Origin of the sequence: Streptomyces asoensis (assembly GCF_013085465.1) — a bacterium.
In the GTDB taxonomy this organism is placed as follows: domain Bacteria; phylum Actinomycetota; class Actinomycetes; order Streptomycetales; family Streptomycetaceae; genus Streptomyces; species Streptomyces cacaoi_A.
In genome coordinates this window covers 3,855,281-3,874,878 of the sequence record NZ_CP049838.1, presented here as the reverse complement: position 1 = coordinate 3,874,878, position 19,598 = coordinate 3,855,281, and the positions used below count along the sequence as shown (strand labels likewise).

Sequence of the window (19,598 nt, the reverse complement as noted above, 5' to 3'; positions counted from 1 at the left end):
GGTGCTGTCCTCGGCGCTGGAAACCGTCGTCACGGCCGGCAGCGCACTCCTCTGGTACGCGCTCGCCATGCTCCTGTACCTGGAGAACCAGGCGCGGGAGCCCTGGGACCCGGACCTTCCCGCCGAAGGCCCGGTCTTCCTGCTGGCCTACGCGGCCGGGGCGTCGCTGCTGCTCACCTGGGCGCTGCGCGCCCTGCCGGCCGGCCGCACCGGTCGGCTGGGCGGTGTCCTCGACCGGGTGGCCCTGGCCCGGGGGGGCCGCGGTGGCCGTGATCTGGGCGGCGCTGGTCGTCATCGCCATCGTCACCTGACACAAGCCGCTCCCTGGCGTACTCATGCCGGCACGCGGGCGGCAGCCGTACGCAGTTCCTCCCGCACCGCCGCCACCACCGGATCCCGCTCGGCCCCGGCCCGTACGGCGACGAAGACGTTCCGGGACGGCGGCTCGCCCTGCGCCGGGCGCAGCGCCAGTTCCCGGTGGGCGTACAGCGACCGCACCAGCCGGGGCACCAGCGCCACCCCCTGCCCCGCCTCCACCAGACCCGCCAGCGCGGCCCAGTCGTTCACGTCGTGCCGGATGTCGGGCGTGAACCCGGCCGCCGCGCAGACCGAACGGGTCACCGCCCCGCAGCAGCTGAGGGCGTTCCCGACGATCCAGACGTCCGTGGCCAGCTCGCGCAACGGCACCTCGGCGCGCTCCGCGAGGCGATGGTCGGGCGGGAGGGCGACGTCCAGGACGTCCGTCAGCAGGTTCTCGCGGGTGTAACGGCGGTCGGTGTGCGGGGGAGCGGCCGCGAAGTCGACGGCGACGGCCACATCGACCTGCCCGCCGTCGAGCGCGGTGAACAGATCCGGCGGCTCGGCCTCCACGACGTCCACGCGCAGGTGCGGAAACCGGTTCCGCAACGCCCGCAGCGCGGCCGGCAGCAGCCCCAGGATGCCGCTGGAGAAACAGCCGACGGTCACCGCGCCCCGGCCGCCCTCCCCGTACGCCGCCAGGTCCGCGCGGGCCTCCTCCAGTTGAGCGGCGATGATCTCGGCATGCGCGAGCAGGACCCGCGCCTGACCGGTGAGGCGTACGCCTCTGCCGTCCCGTTCCGTGAGCGGTACGCCCAGGTCGCGGGCGAGGGCGGCGAGCTGCTGGGAGACCGCCGAGGGGGTGAGATGCAGGGCCTCGGCCGTCCGCGCCAGGCTGCCCCGGCGCTCCAGCTCGCGCAGGACGGTCAGCCGGCGCAGGTCGACGGAGAAGGCGGCACCCAAGGGCTGACTTGGAGGCTGGCTTAAGGACTGGCTTACGGGTTCCACCGGAAAAGATTAACTGGACCTTGCGCGACGAGGTCGGAAATCATCGGACCCATGACCACGCGCTCCTGTCTCATCCTCCACGGCTGGCAGAACCACCGCCCCGAGGGCCACTGGCAGCACTGGCTCGCGGACCGCCTCACCGAACTCGGCCACGAGGCCGTCTACCCGCAGCTGCCCGACCCGGACGACCCCGACCTGGAGGTGTGGCTGACGGAGCTGGCCCGCCACCTCGACCGGCTCGCCGCCGGTTCCGAGCGGGTGGTCGTCGCCCACAGCCTCTCGGTCCTGCTCTGGCTGCACGCCGTCGCCCGCGACCTGCCGGGACTCGCGGGCGTCGACCGGGTGCTGCTGGTGGCTCCGCCGTCCGGCTCGGTCCTCGCGCGGTATCCGGAGGTCGAGGGGTTCGGGTTCGCCGGGAACGTCCTCGGGCCGCGGCTCGACGGCCGCACCCTCCCGCACCCCACCCGGCTCGTCGCCGGGGACGACGACCCCTACCTCCCGGAAGGCGTGCAGGCGGCCTACGGCGACCCCCTGGGCCTCACCGCCGAGCTCCTCCCGGGCGCTGCCCACCTCGACCTGGACGCCGGGTACGGCTCCTGGCCGTCGGTGCTGGAGTGGTGCCTGGACGGGGAGGCGAAGCTCACGGTGCGGTAGCGGGCGGCGCGGTGGCCGGTGGGGTGACCGGTGCGGCGGACTCGGCGGCCGGCCGGCCCGGGGTCTGCGGATCCGTGCCGCCCGCACGGGCGCCGCGCAGCTCCGGAGTCGTCGTCCCCACCGCGGTGACCGCCGCCAGGCACATCAGGCCGCCGGTGATCAGCGCGGTCGTGCCCGAGGTCCAGCCGGCCACCACACCGCCGCGCAGGTTGCCGAGGTTGGGGCCCGCCTGGCCGACGATCGCCTCGGCCGCCGTCACCCGGCCCAGCAGGGAGTCCGGGGTGCGGGTCTGCACGATCGTGGCCCGGGACAGCACGGCCACCGAGTCCGCCGCACCGGCCACCGCCAGCATGCCCAGGCCCGCCCAGGCGCTGGTCGTCAGGCCGAAGAGGGCGAGGGCCGCGCCCCAGACGCCCGCGGAGCAGAGCATCACCGGGCCGGGGCGGGCGAGCCGGGTGACCGGCCCGGAGAGGGCGGTCGCCGCCACTCCTCCGACGGCGAGCGCGGACAGGAACAGACCGAGCGTGCGCGGGTCGCCGCCGAAGCGTTCCTCGTTGACGAGCGGGAACAGACTGGCCGGCATCGCCAGCACGGTGGCGGCCAGGTCGACCAGCAGCGCGCCGCGTACCGCACGGTGACCGGTCAGGAACCGCAGCCCGTCCAGGACGCCATGGACACCGGGGCGGGACTTCTCGCCCTCGGGCGGCAGCGCGGGCAGCCCGTAGGCGCCGTAGAAGGCCATGCCGAAGGTGAGGGCGTCCACCAGGTAGCACACGCCGACGCCCCACCAGCCGAGCACGACACCGGCGACGGCCGGCCCGAGCAGCATCATCGCCTGGCCGGTGACCTGGTTCAGGGCGAGACCGGCGGCCACCTGGTCCTTGGGCAGCAGCCGGGGCAGGAACACGCCCGCCGCGGGCGCGCCGATCGCCCCGAACGACGACTGCACCGCCACCAGCGCGAGCACCACGGCCACCGGCACCTGCCCGGTGAAGCCCTGTACGGCCAGCAGGACGGAGCAGGCCGCCGAGCCGACGGTGCTCAGGAGATACGCGCGGCGCCGGTCGGCCCGGTCCACCCAGGCGCCCGCGAACAGCCCGACGCCGATCAGCGGCAGCGCCTGCGCCAGCCCGACCGCGCCGCTCCAGACCGAGCTGTGGGTCGTGTCCCAGACCTGGTACATGACGGTGACCATGGTCATGAAGCCACCGAGCGTGGACACCGTGCGCCCGATCAGCAGCCGCCGGAAGACGGGGGAGGAACGAAGAGGACGAACGTCGACCAGGACCCTGGACAGGAGACTCATGACGGAACGACGGCGCCGCACGCCGCTGGCTGCTGATTCACGGCGCGGAGGCTAACCCGCCCCCCGCCCGAGGCGCCACCCGATTACCCCACCCCGCACGCCCTGCGGTGACGCCCGGCGCCTGCCCCGCCGGGCGTCAGGCCGAACGCCCGACGAGACGCTCTGCCGGGACCAGGCAGTACGTCCGGCCGGACCAGACCGCACCTCAGGCCATACGCCAGGCCGCACACCCCGCCGGACGCCCTGCTGGTGCCAGGCCGCACACCCCGCCGGACGCCCTGCTGGTGCCAGGCCGCACACCCCGCCGTACGCCCGCCCCTGTTCCGCCGGGCAGCAGACCGAACGCCAGGCGGATGCCCCGCCGGGCGTCAGGCCGGGTGCCGAACCCTCACGCGGAGTCGTTCAGCAGCCGTCCGAGGTGTTCGCGGCCGGCGCTCAGCAGGCCGGGCAGGGGCTCGGCGTTCTCGTACCAGCGCTGCTCGTACTCCCAGCACAGCCACCCGTCCCAGCCGTTCCGGGTCAGCACCTCCACGCACTCGGCGAGCGGCAGCACCCCGGCGCCGAGCGCCAGCGGAGTGCTGTCCTCGGCCGAGGCGATGTCCTTGACCTGCACGTATCCGAGATACGGCGAGAGCGCCGCGTAGGTTTCGTGCGGCTGCTCACCGCCCAGCCAGGTGTGCATGACGTCCCAGAGCGCACCGACCTGGCGATGCCCGACGAGGCCGAGCACCCGGATGGCGTCCGCGCCGGTCCGGTGCGAGTCGTGGGTCTCCAGCAGGATGCGTACGCCGAGGTCGGCGGCGTACTCGGCGGCGGTGCCGAGCCGCCGGGCGGCGATGGCGTCGGCGTGCTCGTCCTCGCCGCCGGGAAAGACCCGGACGAAGGGCGCCCCGAGGTCACGGGCGAGGGAGACGAGTTCCCGGATCTCCTCGATCACGGGCTCGTCGTCGCCCGGCGCGGCGACCCGCGGATAGCCCGCGAGCCCCAGGATCTCGACGCCCGCCGCCTTGAACCGGGCGGCGGCGTCGACCCGTTCGTCCGGACTCAGCCCCGGATGAACCGGCTCCTCCGGATGGGCGCGCAGCTCCACGCCGTGATACCCGTGCGCGACCGCGAGCCGCAGCACCTCGGACAGGGGGGCACCGGGAACACCGAGGGTGGAGAAGGCGAGCTTCATGGTCACCACTGTCACCCCGGTACGGGGTCCGGGTCCAGTGGGGGCCGCCGACGCCTCACCCGGGGGCACAGGCGCGGAACCGGCGCAGCAGCTCCCGTCCGGCCGGACTCTCCGCTTCGAAGTCCTGGTGTCGCTGCTCCTCCGTGACCTCACGTCCCCAGACGCGGGCTCCGTTGCACCGGAAGCAGAACGCGATCTCGAAGAGCGGCTCGGGATCGGTGGCGTCGTAGGCGCGGATGCCCCAGCCGGGGAGGAAGCAGCGGTACTTCGGGCTGTCCGGCAGCTCGCCCACCAGGTGCAGGAGCTGCCGCACCTCCTCCCCTGCCCAGACCTCGACGACGTCACCGGCCAGATCCCGCGAGGTGAGGTGCCTGGCGGGATCGCCGATCCGGACGACCTCGATCAGCTCGGCCCGGTCGTGAGCGAGGGGCAGCCTCACCCCCGCGGCACTCCGGAGGACCCCCGCACCATCAACTCGCCCCGTACCGTGGCGATCCCGCCGGGCGGCGGTTCCTCGCGGCCCATGGCGATGCGCCCCGCCCGCGCTCCTGCCTCGGCCAGCGGCAGCCGCACGGTCGTGAGGGAGGGCACCGCGTCGATGCTGAAGGGGAGGTCGTCGAAGCCGGCGACCGAGACGTCGTCCGGGATCCGCAGACCGGAGTCGCGCAGCGCCGCGCAGGCGCCCAGGGCGACGGAGTCGTTGGCCGCGACGACCGCCGTCAGAGAGGGATCCCGGCGCAGCAGTTCCAGCGTCGCCTCGTAGCCGGCCCGGCGGTCGTAGCGTCCGTGCACGGTCCAGCGGGGGTCCTCCTCGATGCCGGCCGCGGCCAGCGCCGCGCGGTGGCCCTCGAGCCGGTGCCGGGTGGTCGTCCGCTCCTCCGGACCCGCGATGTAGCCGAGCCGCCGATGTCCGAGCCCGAGCAGGTGCTCGGTCAGTTCCCGCCCGCCTCCGCGGTTGTCGAAGGTCAGCGCGATCGCCGTGGTCTCCGGCGCCGGCGGCCGACCGCACAGCACCACCCGCGTCCCGGCCTCGCCGAGTCTGCGCAGCTTCGCCGCCACCGCCGCCGCGTGCGGCTCGTTCTCCATGGCCCCGCCGGTCAGCACCACGGCTGCGGCCCGCTGCCGCTGAAGGAGCGTCAGATAGGTCAGCTCGCGCTCCGGAGAGCCCCCGGTGTTGCAGACCACCGCCAGCCGTTCGCCGCCGGCCCGCCCGCCCGGCCCCCCGATCTCCGACTGGATCGCACTCGCCATGATCCCGAAGAAGGGGTCCGCGATGTCGTTCACCAGGATGCCGACCAGGTCGGACGTCGCCGCGGCCAGCGCGCTCGCCGGCCCGTTCAGCACATAGTCCAGCTCGTCGACCGCCCGCAGCACCCGCTCCCTGGTGGTAGCGGCGACGGGGTAGTTCCCGTTCAGCACGCGCGACACCGTCGCGGGCGAGACCTGCGCGCGGGCCGCCACGTCCGCCAGGGTCACCGTCATCTCGTCTGTCCTCCGGTCACGCATCTTGTCGTACGTCGTCGTACGCCCTGGTAGACAGCTGCCACCCGGGCATGGTTCCGGGCGTGTCGAGCAGACCTTACGGCCCAGGACCCCCGTTGTTCGCCCCCTCGAACAACTCGAGATGGACACGGTCTTGTCCGGACCGCTGGTCAGAGGCTAGCTTCTCCTTGTATAGAAAGCGCTTGCTGTAACGCTGATCAGGAAGAGGCGTACGCGGCGCGCACAACCGCGTACTACGCCTACGAAGGGACCGACGTGACACGCAAGACGGTGCGTATCGCCATGAACGGCGTGACGGGGCGCATGGGCTACCGCCAGCACCTCGTCCGCTCCATCCTGGCCCTGCGCGAGCAGGGCGGGCTCGACCTCGGCGACGGCACCGTGCTGTGGCCGGAACCGATCCTCGTCGGCCGCCGCGAGCACGCCCTGCGGGCGCTCGCCGAGCGGCACGGCCTGGAGCACGTCTCGACGGACGTCGACGAGGTCCTCGCCGACCCCACCGTCGACATCTACTTCGACGCCCAGGTCACCTCCGCGCGCGAGGAGGCCATCAAGAAGGCGATCGCCGCCGGCAAGCACATCTACACCGAGAAGCCGACGGCCACCGGCCTCGACGGCGCCCTCGAGCTCGCCCGGCTGGCCACCGCCGCGGGCATCAAGCACGGCGTCGTCCAGGACAAGCTGTTCCTGCCGGGTCTGCTGAAGCTGAAGCGCCTCATCGACGGCGGCTTCTTCGGCCGGATCCTCTCCATCCGCGGCGAGTTCGGCTACTGGGTCTTCGAGGGCGACTGGCAGGCCGCCCAGCGCCCGTCCTGGAACTACCGCGCCGAGGACGGCGGCGGCATCGTCGTCGACATGTTCCCGCACTGGGAGTACGTCCTGCACGAGCTGTTCGGCCGGGTGAAGTCCGTCCAGGCCATCGCCACCACCCACATCCCGCAGCGCTGGGACGAGAACGGCAAGCCCTACGACGCCACGGCCGACGACGCCGCCTACGGCATCTTCGAACTCGACGGCGGCGCCATCGCCCAGATCAACTCCTCCTGGGCGGTCCGGGTCAACCGCGACGAGCTCGTGGAGTTCCAGGTCGACGGCACGGAGGGCTCGGCGGTCGCCGGCCTGCGCAACTGCCGTGTCCAGCACCGCAGCGCGACCCCCAAGCCCGTCTGGAACCCGGACATCCCCGCCACCGAGGTCTTCCGCGACCAGTGGCAGGAGGTGCCCGACAACGGCGAGTTCGACAACGGCTTCAAGGCCCAGTGGGAGCTGTTCCTCAAGCACGTCTACGCCGACGCCCCCTACCACTGGGACCTGCTGGCCGGCGCCCGTGGCGTCCAGCTCGCCGAACTGGGCCTGAAGTCCTCCTCGGAGGGCCTCCGTCTGGACGTCCCGGAGGTCACGCTGTGACGATCCGGCTGCCCGGCGCCGACGGGACCCTGCGGACCCACGAGCCCCGCACCGAGCCCCTCGCGCTCACCACCGGCGCGCCCTTCACCTCCCGTACGGTCTTCTCGGCGGCGCACGTCGTCGCGGACCCGTTCGCGGACAGCACCCCCGACTCGCCCGCCGCGATCGACTGGGACGCCACCCTCGCCTTCCGCCGCCATCTGTGGTCCCACGGGCTCGGCGTCGCCGAGGCGATGGACACCGCCCAGCGCGGCATGGGCCTGGACTGGGCGGGCGCCGCCGAACTGATCCGCCGGTCGGCAGCCGAGGCGAAGTCGGTGGGCGGCCTCATCGCCTGCGGCGTCGGCACCGACCAGCTCACCGGTCCGGCGACCCTCGCCGAGGTCCGCGCGGCCTACGAGGAGCAGCTCGCCCTCGTCGAGGCCTCCGGCGCCCGGGCCATCCTGATGGCGTCCCGCGCCCTGGCTGCGGCCGCGTCGAGCCCCGAGGACTACCTCGACGTCTACGGGCACCTCCTGCGCCAGTCCTCGGAGCCGGTGGTTTTGCACTGGCTGGGCCCGATGTTCGACCCGGCGCTGGAGGGCTACTGGGGCTCGTCGGACCTGGACACGGCGACGGACACGTTCCTGGAGGTCATCGCCGCCCACCCCGACAAGGTGGAAGGCATCAAGGTCTCGCTGCTGGACGCCCGGCGGGAGATCGACATCCGCCGCAGGCTGCCGCAGGGCGTCCGCTGCTACACGGGCGACGACTTCAACTACCCCGAGCTGATCGCGGGCGACGAGAAGGGCTTCAGCCACGCCCTCCTCGGCATCTTCGACCCGCTGGGCCCGCTGGCGGCGGAGGCGGTCCGGGTCCTCGACACGGGGAACACGGCCGGCTTCCGGGCGCTGCTCGACCCGACGGTCGACCTCTCGCGCCACCTGTTCCAGACCCCCACCCGCTTCTACAAGACGGGCGTGGTGTTCCTGGCCTGGCTGGCCGGCCACCAGTCGCACTTCACGATGGTCGGCGGCCTCCAGTCGGCCCGTTCCCTCCCGCACTTCGCCCGCGCCTACGAACTCGCCGACGGCCTGGGCCTGTTCCCCGACCCCAAGCTGGCCGAGGAACGGATGAAGAACCTGCTCGCCCTGTACGGAGTGACCCAGTGAGCAACCCGGACCTGACCCGCTTCTCCATCAACCAGATGACGGTGAAGCACCTGTCGATGCCCGAACTGGCGGACGCCTGCCGGGAGTCGGGCGTGACCAACGTCGGCCTGTGGCGCGAGCCGGTGCAGACGTACGGCGTGGAGCGGACGGCCAAGCTGGTCCGCGACGCGGGCCTGACGGTGACGACACTGTGCCGCGGCGGCTTCTTCACGGCGCTCGACCCGGACGAACGGGCCGCGGCCCTGGCCGACAACCGCCGGGCGATCGACGAGGCGGCCACCCTCGGCACGGACACCCTCGTCCTGGTCTCCGGCGGTCTCCCGGCCGGCTCGAAGGACCTGCACGGCGCGCGGGAACGCATCGCGGACGCGCTGACGGTACTGGGCCCGTACGCCGAGGAGCACGGGGTGAAGCTGGCCATCGAGCCCCTGCACCCCATGTACGCTTCCGACCGCTGCGTGGTCTCCACCCTCGCCCAGGCCCTGGACCTCGCGGAACGCTTCCCCGCCCACCAGGTCGGCGTCACCGTCGACACGTACCACATCTGGTGGGACGACCAGGCCCCCGCCCAGATCGCCCGGGCGGGGGCGGGCGGCCGTATCCACACCTTCCAGCTCGCCGACTGGACGACCCCCCTCCCGGAGGGCGTCCTCAACGGCCGCGGCCAGATCGGCGACGGCGCGATCGACATGCGCGAGTGGCTGGGCCATGTGACGGCGGCCGGATACACCGGCGCCATCGAGGTCGAACTGTTCAACGACGCCCTGTGGGCCCGCGACGGCCGCGAGGTCCTGGCGGAGACGGCGGCACGGTTCGTGGAGCACGTGGTGCGCTGACGGAATGACGGTGTCCGTCGCCCGCCTGGTGCGAGGCGGGCGACGGAGTATGCCGGTCACCGCTCGAAGTGGTCCATCAGCCAGGTGCACAGCTCCTCGGTCGGGAGGGTGTGCGCCGTCGTCGTGGGCGAGCAGAGGAACGCGTCCAGGCTGCTCTTGTCGGGGTTGAGGTCGTCGACCTTGGCGTACAGGTCTTCCTGCTTCTCGAAGTCCGAGATGTCGACCGCGCTGACCGAGGGGACGAAGCACACCTCGGCGTGCCGCAGATCTGCCTGCCCGCCGGCCTCCTCCATCGACTTGGCGAGGATCCCGTACGTCAGGAGCGTGCCGCCCGGCGCGCCGTCCAGCTCGGGGAAGCCGCTGGTCGTGATGGTCTTCTCGGTCGCCGGGAACGCCCGCTTCAGGTAGGCGACCGTCACGTCGTCACCCTGGGCCTGGGTGTAGAAGGTGGTGCCGGGATAGCGGACGTCCAGCCGCAGTGCGACCTCACCTGCCTTCACCTCGGGCAGTCCCACGCCGTCGCCGCGGCCGTTGGCGACGGCCACCTTGAGCGGGATCTGCGGCCACTGGCCGACCTCGTCGAGTGCGGTCAGCAGTGTCTCGCGCTCCGGGGCGACGCCGGTCTTCCCGGTCTTGTTGTCGTAGTGCTGCCACAGCATCTGCCGCGCGGCCGCGCTGTCCATCTGCTGGGTGAAGGGGTGGGGCTTGAGGTCCAGGCCCCGGGGGAGCAGGTAGGAGAACGCCTGGACGCCGATGGGGATCGTGGCACCGCGGTGCGGGGTGTCGTAGGAGAAGTACACCCCCGTCTGGTGGTCGATGCGCTCGCTCTCCATCCTGGCGAGGGCGTAGCGGGTGACCAGGCCGCCCATGCTGAAGCCGCCCACGACCAGCCGGTGGTCGCCGACGCGGCGGGCGATGGCCTCCCGGACGGTCGCCTCGGCCGCCTTCGCGTTCTCCAGGATGGACGCCGTGCGGTCCTGGAAGCCCAGCAGGATCACGTCCATGCCACGCTCACGGAGTGCGCTGATGAAGCCGTACTCCTCGCCCTCGAGGAACTCGTAGAGCTTCTTGAGGTCGCTCTTTCCGTGGTTGAAGCCGTCGGCGATGATCACCGGGCGGGTGAGGTGACTGTTGCCCTCACCGTAGAAAACCCAGGTGAAGCCCTTGGTGACGGTCCACTCCTCGTCGCGGTCCGGTACCTCGACAGGGTTGCTCGGCGAGGCGAGCGGATCGCCGATCGTGAACGGACCGACCTCGGGCTCGGTCTTCTCGGGCATGGTCGTGCTCCTTGCGGGAGGGGGGTGGGGAACGACCACATCATGGGGGGTGATTTGCCCGCATCACCCGTTTGACCTGCGCAGTTCACTACAAGAGATGCAATGCGCCCGGGAGGTGTTTGATGCGTATGGCATGTGCCAGCGGCTTGTTTTGTTCGCTCTGCCGTTCGCATCGAACGGGCTGTCAGAAATTTCTGGGAAGCCGTGCAACCCTTCCGCACCTCCGCGTGTCGTACATGGCATCAGGGCTTCTGGAGGGGGATCCGGGGGGATCGCGGGGGTTCTGATACGGAGGGGAAAAAGCCGAGGGGGCCCGGTCGACGGACCGGACCCCCTCGAAGCTTTTCGCCTCGGTCGGTGGACCTCAGAAAAACACCCCGCACCGGAGCAGCACGTTCGCGTACGGCCGTGCCTCGCCCGTGCGGACCACCAGCCGGGCCCCGGCCGACAGCCTCTTCAGCTCCTCGTGCGGGACCAGCGCCAGCTCGGGAAAGTGCCCGTCCAGCAGCCCGGCCGCCGCGGGATTCGCCTCCCGCACCTCCGTCGCCGCCGTGGCGCCCTCCACGACCAGCTCGGCGAGCAGCCCCTCGACCACCTCCGCGAACGACGGCACCCCCGCCAGGAACGCGAGGTCGACCACCCGGGGCCCGTCCGGTATCGGCATACCGGCGTCGCACACCAGCACCCCGTCCCCGTGCCCCAACTCGGCCAGAGCCCCGGCGAGATGACGGTTGAGGATCCCGGCCTTCTTCACAGGGCGTCACCTCGCCGTGCGTCTCCGGGCACGCTGTCCGGCCCTCGGCCGGGGGTCCGGGGGTCGTCCCCCGGGTCGGCACGGCACAGAGCGTCGACCTCCTGAGCCGTCGGGAACGACTCCTGCGCCCCCCGCCGGGTCACGGCCGCCGCCCCGACCCGCGCCGCGTACGCCGCCGCCTCGGCCAGGGCGGAACCCGCGCCCAGCCGCCAGGCCAGCGCCGCAGTGAAGGAGTCGCCCGCGCCCGTCGTGTCCACGGCGTCCACCTTCACGGACGCGATCCGGGCGACGCCCTCCGAGGACGCCACCAGCGCGCCTTGCGAACCCAGCGTCACGACCACCGACTTCGGCCCCTTCGCGAGCAGGATCCGCGCCCACTCCTCGGGCTCCTCGCTCACACCCGTCTCGCCGAGGATCACCTTCGCCTCGTGCTCGTTGACGATCAGCGGGTCGCAGGCCGCCAGCACCTCGGCGGGCAACGGGCGCGGCGGTGACGGGTTCAGCACGAAGCGGCTGCCCGGCGCCAGGCTGCGCACGACCTCCACGACCGTCTCCAGCGGGATCTCCAGCTGCGCCGACACCACCCGGGAGGCGTGGAAGAGGCCACCGGCCGCACGGACGTCCGCCGGGGTCAGCCGCCCGTTCGCCCCCGGTGACACCACGATGCTGTTGTCGCCCGACGGGTCCACGGTGATCAGCGCGACGCCCGTGGGCGCCCCGCCCACCAGGACGCCGACCGTGTCGACCCCGGCCGCCCGCTGCGAGTCGAGCAGCAGCCGCCCGTACGCGTCGTCGCCGACCCGGGCCAGCAGGGCCGTACGGGCCCCGAGCCGGGCGGCCGCGACGGCCTGGTTCGCGCCCTTGCCGCCGGGGTGGACCGCCAGGTCGGAACCGAGCACCGTCTCACCGGCGGCGGGCCTGCGCTCGACGTCGATCACCAGGTCGGCGTTGGCCGACCCTACGACCAGAAGGTCGTAGTCGTACATGAAGTGACTCCCCTGATACGTGACTCGGGGCGGACGGCCCCCGGAGGTGTTCCCCCGGGTGACCGTCCGCCCGCTCGCCGAATGTCAGCCGCTGAATCCGGCCACGTTCTCCTTCGTGACCACCTTCACCGGCACCTTCACCGTCTCCTCGACCTTCTTGCCCTGGAGCGCCTTCAGCGCGTTGTCCACCGCGATCCTGCCCAGCTGGGACGGCTGCTGCGCCACGGACGCGTACAGCGTGCCGTTCTTGACGGCGGTCAGCCCGTCCGGGGTGCCGTCGAAGCCGACGACCTGGACCGACTTGCCGGCCTTGGAGCCCAGCGCCTTGATCGCGCCGAGCGCCATCTCGTCGTTGGCGGCGATGACGCCCTGGACGTCCGGGTGCGCCTGGAGCAGGTTCGACATCACGTCGAGGCCCTTGGTGCGGTCGAAGTCGGCCGGCTGCTGGGCCAGCACCTGGATGCCGGGGTAGGCCTTCAGACCCTTGGCGAAACCTTCCGCCCGCTCCCGCGCCGCGGAGGTGCCCGCCTGGCCCTGGAGGATCACGATCTTGCCCGTGCCGCCCAGCTTCTCGGCGACCGTCTTGGCGGCCAGCTCACCGCCGGCGACGTTGTCGGAGGCGACCAGCGCGTCCACCGTGGCCTTGTTGACGCCCCGGTCGACCGCGATCACCGGGATCTTCGCCTTGTCGGCGGCCTTCACCGAGTTGCTCGCCGCGTCCGAGTCCACCGGGTTGACGATGATCGAGTCGAGGCCGGAACTGGTGAAGTTCTGGAGCTGGTTGGCCTGCTGCGAGGCGTCGTTCTGCGCGTCGGTGACCGTCAGGTCCACGCCCAGCTTCTTCGCCTCGGCCTTCGCGCCCGACTGGATCTGCACGAAGAACGGGTTGTTGAGCGTGGACAGCGCCAGGCCGACCTTCGGGTTCGCGCTCGACGAGTTGCCGCCGTGCAGGAAGGAGGTCGCGCCGACGATCGCCACGGTGACCACGGCCGCGAGACCGTAGGTCGCCGCCTGCCGGCCCTTGCCGCCACCGCTGCCCGTCCCGGCCGCCATCGGGGTCGCCCCCGCCTTGCGGCGCACCGTGTCGAGGAGCACCGCCAGCGCGATGACGACACCGATGACGACCTGCTGCCAGAACGCGGAGACGGACAGCAGGTTCAGGCCGTTCCTCAGCACCGCCAGGATCAGCGCGCCGATCAGGGTGCCCGAGGCCTTGCCCGTACCGCCGGCCAGGGAGGCACCGCCGATGACGACCGCGGCGATCGCGTCCAGCTCGTAGCCGTCGGCGGCCTGCGGCTGCGCGGAGGACAGCCGGGAGGCGAGCACGACGCCCGCCGCGGCCGCGAACACACCGGACAGCGCGTAGATCGCGAGCTTCTGCTTCTTCACCCGCAGGCCGGAGAGGCGTGCCGCCTCCTCGTTGCCGCCGATGGCGTACATCGAACGGCCGATGTACGTCCGGCCGAGCACGAACGCGGCGATCAGCCCCATCACGGCCATCACGAGCACCGGCACCGGCAGCCAGCCGCCGAGCGTGTCACCGAGGTGCGAGACCGAGTCGGGGAAGGCGATCGGCGAACCCTCGGAGATCACCAGCGACAGACCGCGCGCCACCGACAGCATCGCGAGCGTCGCGATGAACGGCGGCAGCTTGCCGTAGGCGATGAGGAAACCGTTCACCAGACCGGCCGCGATACCGGTGGCGACGGCCAGGACCACCGCGAGCACCACCGGCACACCGTGCTGCGTGGCGCTCCAGGCCAGCACGGTGGCCGACAGGGCCGCCACCGAGCCGACCGACAGGTCGATGCCCGCCGAGACGATCACGAAGGTCACGCCGAAGGCGAGAATGGCGGTCACGGCCGCCTGGACACCCACGTTGAGCAGGTTGTCCGTGGTCAGGAAGTCACCCGACAGCGCCGACATGGCGATGACGAGGACGATCAGCGCGGTCAGCGCGCCGTTGTCGAGGAGCAGACGGCGGACCGCCGCGGCGCCACCGGCGCCCGCCCCGCTCTTGAGCGTCTCAGCGGCCACGGCCGGCCTCCAGTTCTTCGGTTTCGTCGTTTTGGTGGTTTTGGTGTTTTTCGTCGTGAAGAGTGGTGCTGACGGCGAGTGCCATGACGGAGTCCTGGGTCGCCTCGTCCGCCGACAGCTCGCCGGCGATCCGGCCCTGGGCCATCACCAGCACCCGGTCGCTCATGCCGAGCACCTCGGGCAGATCGCTGGAGATCATCAGGACGGCGGCACCGGCGGCCGTCAGCTCGTTGATGAGCTGGTAGATCTCGACCTTCGCGCCGACGTCGATCCCGCGCGTCGGCTCGTCGAGGATCAGCACCTTGGTGTCGGCCAGCAGCCATTTGCCGATGACGACCTTCTGCTGGTTGCCGCCGGAGAGCGTGCGCACCTGCTGGCCGAGGCCCGCCATCCGCACGCCCAGCTGCCCCGCGATCCGCGCCGCCGCCTCGTGCTGGCTCTTCAGATCCACCAGCCCGCCACGGGTCGCGCCCCGCATGGTGACGAGCCCGAGGTTCTCCTCGACCGACTGGTCGAGCACCAGCCCCTGGCCCTTGCGGTCCTCGGGCACCAGCCCGATCCCGGCCGCCATCGCGGCGTTCACGTCGTACCGGGGGAGGTGCGCGCCGCCGACCCGCACGGCTCCGCGGTCGTACGGGTCCGCCCCGAAGACGGCCCGAACGACCTCGGTACGACCGGCGCCGACGAGCCCGGCGACACCGACGACCTCACCGGCGTGCACCTCGAAGCTGACGTCGTGGAAGACGCCGTCCCGAGTGAGCCCCTCGACGGACAGCAGCGCGGCGCCCGTCTCGGCGCGCTCCCTGGGGTACTGCTGCTCGATGGAGCGGCCCACCATGAGCCGCACCAGCTCGTCCTCGGGCGTGGCGGCCGGGACCTGCCCGACGCTCCTGCCGTCCCGGATGACCGTGACCCGGTCGCCGAGGGCGGCGATCTCCTCGAGGTGGTGCGTGATGAACACGATGCCGACGCCGTCCTCGCGCAGCCTGCGCACGATGGCGAAGAGCTTCTCGACCTCCTCGGAGGTCAGCACGGCGGTCGGCTCGTCCATGATCAGCACACGCGCGTTCAGGCTGAGCGCCTTGGCGATCTCGACCATCTGGAGGCGCGCGATGCCGAGTTCACGCACGCGCGTGCGGGGCGAGACGTTCACCCCCACCCGCTCCAGCAGGGCGGCCGCCTCGGCCTCCATCCGCTTCCGGTCGATCATCCCGAAGCGACGCGGCTGCCGCCCCAGGAAGATGTTCTCGGCGACCGTGAGATCGGGAACGAGGTTGAACTCCTGGTAGATGGTGGCGATCCCGAGGCGCTCGGAGTCCTGCGCGCCATGGATGCGCACCTCCTCGCCGCCGGCCAGGATCCGCCCGGCGTCGGGCCGGTAGGCGCCGGAGAGCATCTTGATGAGGGTGCTCTTGCCCGCGCCGTTCTCACCGAGCAGCACATGCACCTCGCCCCGGCGCAGGTCGAAGTCGACGCTGTCGAGCGCGACCACACCGGGGAAGGTCTTGCGTATGCCTTCGATGCGCAGCAACTCGTCCGCGTTGCTCACGTCTGGCTCCTGTTCATTACGGGGGACGGCTCCTGAGAGGCGGGGAACTCCTCGGGAGCGGGCGGCTCTTGGGATGCCGGCTCGCCGCACGAACGGCGGACGACCAGCCGGGCCGGGAGGGTGACGGACTGCGGGGGGCGTCCCTCGATGCGGTCGACGAGCGCCCGCACGGCGGCCCGGCCCAGCTCGCCCGTCGGCTGGGCGATCGCGGTGATCGGCGGATCGGTGTGCACGAACCAGCGGATGTCGTCGAACGCGGCCAGCGCGATGTCCTGCGGAACCCGCAGCCCACGCGCGCGTACGGCGTCCAGGGCACCCAGTGCCATGAGGTTGTCGGCGGCGAACACGACCTCGGGCGGTTCGGGCAGGTCGAGGAAGCCCTCGGTGACCCGACGGCCGCTCTCCGCCTGGAAGTCGCCCTGGCCGATGTAGGCGTCCGGGAGGGGAAGCCCGTACTCGGCCATGGCGGCCCGGAAGGCCTCGACGCGCTCGCTGCCGGTGGTGGTGGCGGCGGGGCCAGCGATGATGGCGAGCCTGCGGTGCCCCAGTCCGTGCAGATGCGCGACGAGGTCCCGAATGGCCGCGCGTCCGTCCGACCGCACCACCGGCACGTCGACGCCCGGGATCCACCGGTCGACGAACACCATCGGCGTCCCCGCGCGCGCGGCGTCGAGAATCAGCGGCGAGCCGCCGTCGGTCGGGGAGACGAGGAGGCCGTCGATCCGGCGGTCCAGCAGGGTCCGTACGTGGTGGTCCTGGAGGTCGGGCCGTTCGTCGGCGTTGCCGATGATGACGCTGTAGCCGAGCGCGCGGGCCGCCTCCTCGACGGAGCGGGCCAGTTCGGTGAAGTACGGGTTGAGCACATCGCTGATGACCAGGCCGAGGGTGCGGGTCTGGTCGGTGCGCAGCGACCGGGCGACGGCGTTCGGGCGGTAGCCCAGCGCTTCGACGGCGGCCAGCACACGGGTGCGTGCGTCCTCGCTGACCGACGGATGGTCGTTCAGGACGCGCGACACCGTGGCGACGGAGACCCCCGCCTCGGCCGCGACGTCCTTGATGCTCGCCATCGCCGCCCCACCTCCTTGTGGACTCGGTTCATGAAACGTCGAGGTCGTGGAATCGATTACATCGACGTGTACGAAGGATTGGAATCGATTACACGGGGGTTAATCAAGCCCTCGACCGCATCCCGAAACCGGATCGTGATGAACAGCACCCGGCGGGCAGCCGACCGTCGCCCTCAGGGGCCTGTCGGTGGCGGGCGGTAACGTCGGATCATGACCGATCAGGCGGGGGCCGCCCAGGCGGGGGAACGGCGTACGGCCACGCTGGAAGGCGTGCTCGAGCGCATCACGTACGCGAACGAGGAGAACGGCTACACGGTCGCCCGCGTCGACACCGGCAGAGGCGGCGGCGACCTTCTCACGGTCGTCGGCGCGCTGCTCGGCGCCCAGGTCGGCGAGTCCCTGCGCATGGAGGGCCGCTGGGGCTCCCACCCGCAGTACGGCAAGCAGTTCACCGTCGAGAACTACACGACCGTCCTGCCCGCCACCGTCCAGGGCATCCGCCGCTACCTCGGCTCGGGCCTGGTCAAGGGCATCGGTCCGGTCTTCGCCGACCGCATCACCCAGCACTTCGGCATGGACACCCTGAAGATCATCGAGGAGGAGCCGAAGCGGCTCATCGAGGTCCCCGGCCTCGGCCCGAAACGCACGAAGAAGATCGCCGACGCCTGGGAGGAGCAGAAGGCGATCAAGGAGGTCATGCTCTTCCTCCAGACCGTCGAGGTGTCCACCTCCATCGCGGTCCGCATCTACAAGAAGTACGGCGACGCCTCCATCTCCGTGGTGAAGAACCAGCCCTACCGGCTCGCCGCGGACGTCTGGGGCATCGGCTTCCTCACCGCCGACAAGATCGCCCAGTCCGTCGGCATCCCGCACGACAGCCCGGAGCGCGTCAAGGCGGGCCTCCAGTACGCGCTGTCCCAGGCCACCGACCAGGGCCACTGCTACCTCCCCGAGGAGCGGCTGATCGCCGACGCGGTGAAGCTGCTCCAGGTCGACACCGGCCTGGTCATCGAGTGCCTCGCCGAACTCGCGGCGCCGCCGGAGGAGGGCGAGGACCCCGGAGTCGTCCGGGAGAAGGTCCCGGCGGCCGACGGAGGGGAGCCCGTCACCGCCGTCTACCTGGTTCCCTTCCACCGCGCCGAACTCTCCCTCTCCGCCCAGCTGTTGCGCCTGCTGCGCACCGACGAGGACCGGATGCCGGCCTTCCGCGACGTGGCCTGGGACAAGGCGCTGGCCTGGCTGAAGACCCGTACCGAGGCCGAACTCGCGCCCGAGCAGGAGGCGGCCGTCAGGCTCGCGCTGACCGAGAAGGTCGCCGTGCTCACCGGTGGCCCCGGCTGCGGCAAGTCCTTCACCGTCCGCTCGATCGTGGAGCTGGCCCGCGCCAGGAAGGCCAAGGTCGTGCTGGCCGCCCCGACCGGTCGCGCCGCCAAGCGCCTGGCCGAGCTGACCGGCGCCGAGGCCTCCACCGTCCACCGTCTGCTGGAGCTCAAGCCCGGCGGCGACGCGGCCTACGACCGGGACCGTCCGCTGGACGCGGACCTGGTGGTGGTCGACGAGGCGTCGATGCTGGACCTGCTCCTCGCCAACAAGCTGGTCAAGGCCGTGCCCCCGGGCGCGCATCTGCTCTTCGTGGGGGATGTCGACCAGCTGCCCAGCGTCGGCGCGGGCGAGGTGCTGCGCGATCTGCTGGCCGACGACAGCCCGGTACCCGCCGTGCGCCTCACGCGCGTGTTCCGCCAGGCCCAGCAGTCCGGCGTGGTGACCAACGCGCACCGGATCAATGCCGGACAGCACCCGGTCACCGACGGCATGAAGGACTTCTTCCTCTTCGTCGAGGACGACACGGAGGAGGCCGGTCGCCTCACGGTGGACGTGGTCGCCCGGCGCATCCCGGCGAAGTTCGGCCTGGATCCGCGCCGGGACGTGCAGGTGCTCGCGCCCATGCACCGCGGCCCGGCCGGTGCCGGCGCCCTCAACGGCCTGCTCCAGCAGGCCGTCACCCCCGGTCGCCCCGACGTGCCCGAGAAGCGGTTCGGCGGCCGGGTCTTCCGTGTCGGCGACAAGGTCACCCAGATCCGCAACAATTACGACAAGGGGAAGAACGGTGTCTTCAACGGCACCGTGGGCGTGGTGACCTCGCTCGATCCGGTCGACCAGCGCCTCACGGTGCTGACCGACGAGGACGAGGAGGTTCCGTACGAGTTCGACGAACTGGACGAACTGGCCCACGCGTACGCGGTCACCATCCACCGTTCACAGGGAAGTGAATATCCCGCGGTGGTGATCCCCGTCACCACGGGAGCATGGATGATGCTTCAACGGAACCTCTTGTATACGGCCGTGACGCGCGCCAAGAAGCTCGTCGTCCTCGTCGGGTCCCGCAAGGCGATCGGTCAGGCGGTGCGCACGGTGTCCGCGGGCCGCCGCTGCACGGCCCTGGACTTCCGGCTGGCAGGCCGCTGACGTCCGGTTCCCGCAAGATCGCCGGAACATCCCAAAAAATGATCGATCAAATGAGTCGTGAAGGTCACAGAGCACTTCCCCAAGCGTGACGAAGGCGGCAGGATGAGCTAGTTGGCGGCACTG

16 protein-coding genes are annotated in these 19,598 nt (G+C 71.6%); 5 read left to right on the top strand and 11 right to left on the bottom strand.

The window, feature by feature from the left end; genetic code table 11:
• Positions 1–333 precede the first annotated feature (333 nt).
• Entirely contained in the window at positions 334–1,260 is a 927-nt protein-coding gene (locus G9272_RS17255; protein ID WP_171397415.1) for a LysR family transcriptional regulator, read from the bottom strand.
• Between the two features lie 96 nt (positions 1,261–1,356).
• Between G9272_RS17255 and G9272_RS17250 the strand changes: the two genes are divergently transcribed.
• Entirely contained in the window at positions 1,357–1,959 is a 603-nt protein-coding gene (locus tag G9272_RS17250) for an alpha/beta hydrolase (RefSeq protein ID WP_171397414.1), read from the top strand.
• Here G9272_RS17250 and G9272_RS17245 read toward each other — a convergent pair.
• The 4 genes from G9272_RS17245 to G9272_RS17230 all read right to left on the bottom strand — a co-directional run bounded on the left by G9272_RS17245 (position 1,946) and on the right by G9272_RS17230 (position 5,924).
• Positions 1,946–3,265, bottom strand: coding sequence for an MFS transporter (locus tag G9272_RS17245; protein ID WP_171397413.1), 1,320 nt, complete (start codon positions 3,263–3,265; stop codon positions 1,946–1,948). The two genes, G9272_RS17250 and G9272_RS17245, sit on opposite strands and share 14 nt — an antisense overlap.
• A 388-nt stretch (positions 3,266–3,653) precedes the next feature.
• A complete protein-coding gene (locus G9272_RS17240; RefSeq protein WP_171397412.1) occupies positions 3,654–4,442 on the bottom strand; it encodes a sugar phosphate isomerase/epimerase family protein in 789 nt (262 codons plus the stop codon).
• A gap of 55 nt (positions 4,443–4,497) precedes the next feature.
• Positions 4,498–4,881 carry a hypothetical protein gene (locus tag G9272_RS17235; RefSeq protein ID WP_171397411.1) on the bottom strand — a complete coding sequence of 128 codons (384 nt, stop codon included), beginning with the start codon at positions 4,879–4,881 and terminating at the stop codon, positions 4,498–4,500.
• A complete protein-coding gene (locus tag G9272_RS17230; protein WP_171397410.1) occupies positions 4,878–5,924 on the bottom strand; it encodes a LacI family DNA-binding transcriptional regulator in 1,047 nt (348 codons plus the stop codon). The genes G9272_RS17235 and G9272_RS17230 overlap by 4 nt, the downstream gene beginning before the upstream one ends.
• A 276-nt stretch (positions 5,925–6,200) precedes the next feature.
• Here G9272_RS17230 and G9272_RS17225 point away from each other — a divergent pair, with 276 nt between their 5' ends.
• From G9272_RS17225 to G9272_RS17215, 3 genes are read left to right on the top strand one after another with little or no spacing between them, the layout of a single operon-like run.
• Positions 6,201–7,352 carry a Gfo/Idh/MocA family protein gene (locus G9272_RS17225; protein WP_171397409.1) on the top strand — a complete coding sequence of 384 codons (1,152 nt, stop codon included), beginning with the start codon at positions 6,201–6,203 and terminating at the stop codon, positions 7,350–7,352.
• Positions 7,349–8,503, top strand: coding sequence for a dihydrodipicolinate synthase family protein (locus tag G9272_RS17220; RefSeq protein WP_171397408.1), 1,155 nt, complete (start codon positions 7,349–7,351; stop codon positions 8,501–8,503). The genes G9272_RS17225 and G9272_RS17220 overlap by 4 nt, the downstream gene beginning before the upstream one ends.
• A 35-nt stretch (positions 8,504–8,538) precedes the next feature.
• A complete protein-coding gene (locus G9272_RS17215; RefSeq protein ID WP_171402033.1) occupies positions 8,539–9,339 on the top strand; it encodes a sugar phosphate isomerase/epimerase family protein in 801 nt (266 codons plus the stop codon).
• A 56-nt stretch (positions 9,340–9,395) separates the two neighbouring features.
• Here G9272_RS17215 and G9272_RS17210 read toward each other — a convergent pair whose 3' ends face one another.
• From G9272_RS17210 to G9272_RS17185, 6 genes are all read right to left on the bottom strand, one after another.
• Positions 9,396–10,616: an esterase/lipase family protein gene (locus G9272_RS17210; RefSeq protein WP_171397407.1), complete on the bottom strand. Its 1,221-nt coding sequence runs from the start codon at positions 10,614–10,616 to the stop codon at positions 9,396–9,398.
• 364 nt (positions 10,617–10,980) lie between these two features.
• Complete coding sequence (gene rbsD / locus G9272_RS17205; protein WP_171397406.1) at positions 10,981–11,370, bottom strand: D-ribose pyranase; 390 nt, start codon at positions 11,368–11,370, stop codon at positions 10,981–10,983.
• Positions 11,367–12,356, bottom strand: coding sequence for a ribokinase (locus G9272_RS17200; protein ID WP_171397405.1), 990 nt, complete (start codon positions 12,354–12,356; stop codon positions 11,367–11,369). Before G9272_RS17200 ends, rbsD begins: the two co-directional genes overlap by 4 nt.
• Positions 12,357–12,440: 84 nt before the next feature.
• The gene (locus G9272_RS17195) at positions 12,441–14,393 is read right to left on the bottom strand and encodes an ABC transporter permease/substrate-binding protein (protein ID WP_171397404.1); all 1,953 of its coding nucleotides are present in this window, start codon (positions 14,391–14,393) and stop codon (positions 12,441–12,443) included.
• Positions 14,383–15,942 carry a sugar ABC transporter ATP-binding protein gene (locus tag G9272_RS17190; protein ID WP_171397403.1) on the bottom strand — a complete coding sequence of 520 codons (1,560 nt, stop codon included), beginning with the start codon at positions 15,940–15,942 and terminating at the stop codon, positions 14,383–14,385. The genes G9272_RS17195 and G9272_RS17190 overlap by 11 nt, the downstream gene beginning before the upstream one ends.
• The gene (locus tag G9272_RS17185) at positions 15,939–17,009 is read right to left on the bottom strand and encodes a LacI family DNA-binding transcriptional regulator (RefSeq protein WP_171397402.1); all 1,071 of its coding nucleotides are present in this window, start codon (positions 17,007–17,009) and stop codon (positions 15,939–15,941) included. The genes G9272_RS17190 and G9272_RS17185 overlap by 4 nt, the downstream gene beginning before the upstream one ends.
• 210 nt (positions 17,010–17,219) lie before the next feature.
• Between G9272_RS17185 and recD2 the strand changes: the two genes are divergently transcribed.
• Complete coding sequence (gene recD2, locus G9272_RS17180; RefSeq protein WP_171397401.1) at positions 17,220–19,475, top strand: SF1B family DNA helicase RecD2; 2,256 nt, start codon at positions 17,220–17,222, stop codon at positions 19,473–19,475.
• Positions 19,476–19,598 lie beyond the last annotated feature (123 nt).

Bases quoted from the DNA above. Each gene is read 5' to 3' on its own strand.
- G9272_RS17200 (WP_171397405.1), bottom strand. From the start codon at position 12,356: ATGTACGACTACGACCTTCTGGTCGTAGGGTCGGCCAACGCCGACCTG.
- G9272_RS17185 (WP_171397402.1), bottom strand. From the start codon at position 17,009: ATGGCGAGCATCAAGGACGTCGCGGCCGAGGCGGGGGTCTCCGTCGCC.
- G9272_RS17210 (WP_171397407.1), bottom strand. From the start codon at position 10,616: ATGCCCGAGAAGACCGAGCCCGAGGTCGGTCCGTTCACGATCGGCGAT.
- G9272_RS17250 (WP_171397414.1), top strand. From the start codon at position 1,357: ATGACCACGCGCTCCTGTCTCATCCTCCACGGCTGGCAGAACCACCGC.
- G9272_RS17245 (WP_171397413.1), bottom strand. From the start codon at position 3,265: ATGAGTCTCCTGTCCAGGGTCCTGGTCGACGTTCGTCCTCTTCGTTCC.
- G9272_RS17215 (WP_171402033.1), top strand. From the start codon at position 8,539: ATGACGGTGAAGCACCTGTCGATGCCCGAACTGGCGGACGCCTGCCGG.
- G9272_RS17230 (WP_171397410.1), bottom strand. From the start codon at position 5,924: ATGACGGTGACCCTGGCGGACGTGGCGGCCCGCGCGCAGGTCTCGCCC.
- recD2 (WP_171397401.1), top strand. From the start codon at position 17,220: ATGACCGATCAGGCGGGGGCCGCCCAGGCGGGGGAACGGCGTACGGCC.
- G9272_RS17240 (WP_171397412.1), bottom strand. From the start codon at position 4,442: ATGAAGCTCGCCTTCTCCACCCTCGGTGTTCCCGGTGCCCCCCTGTCC.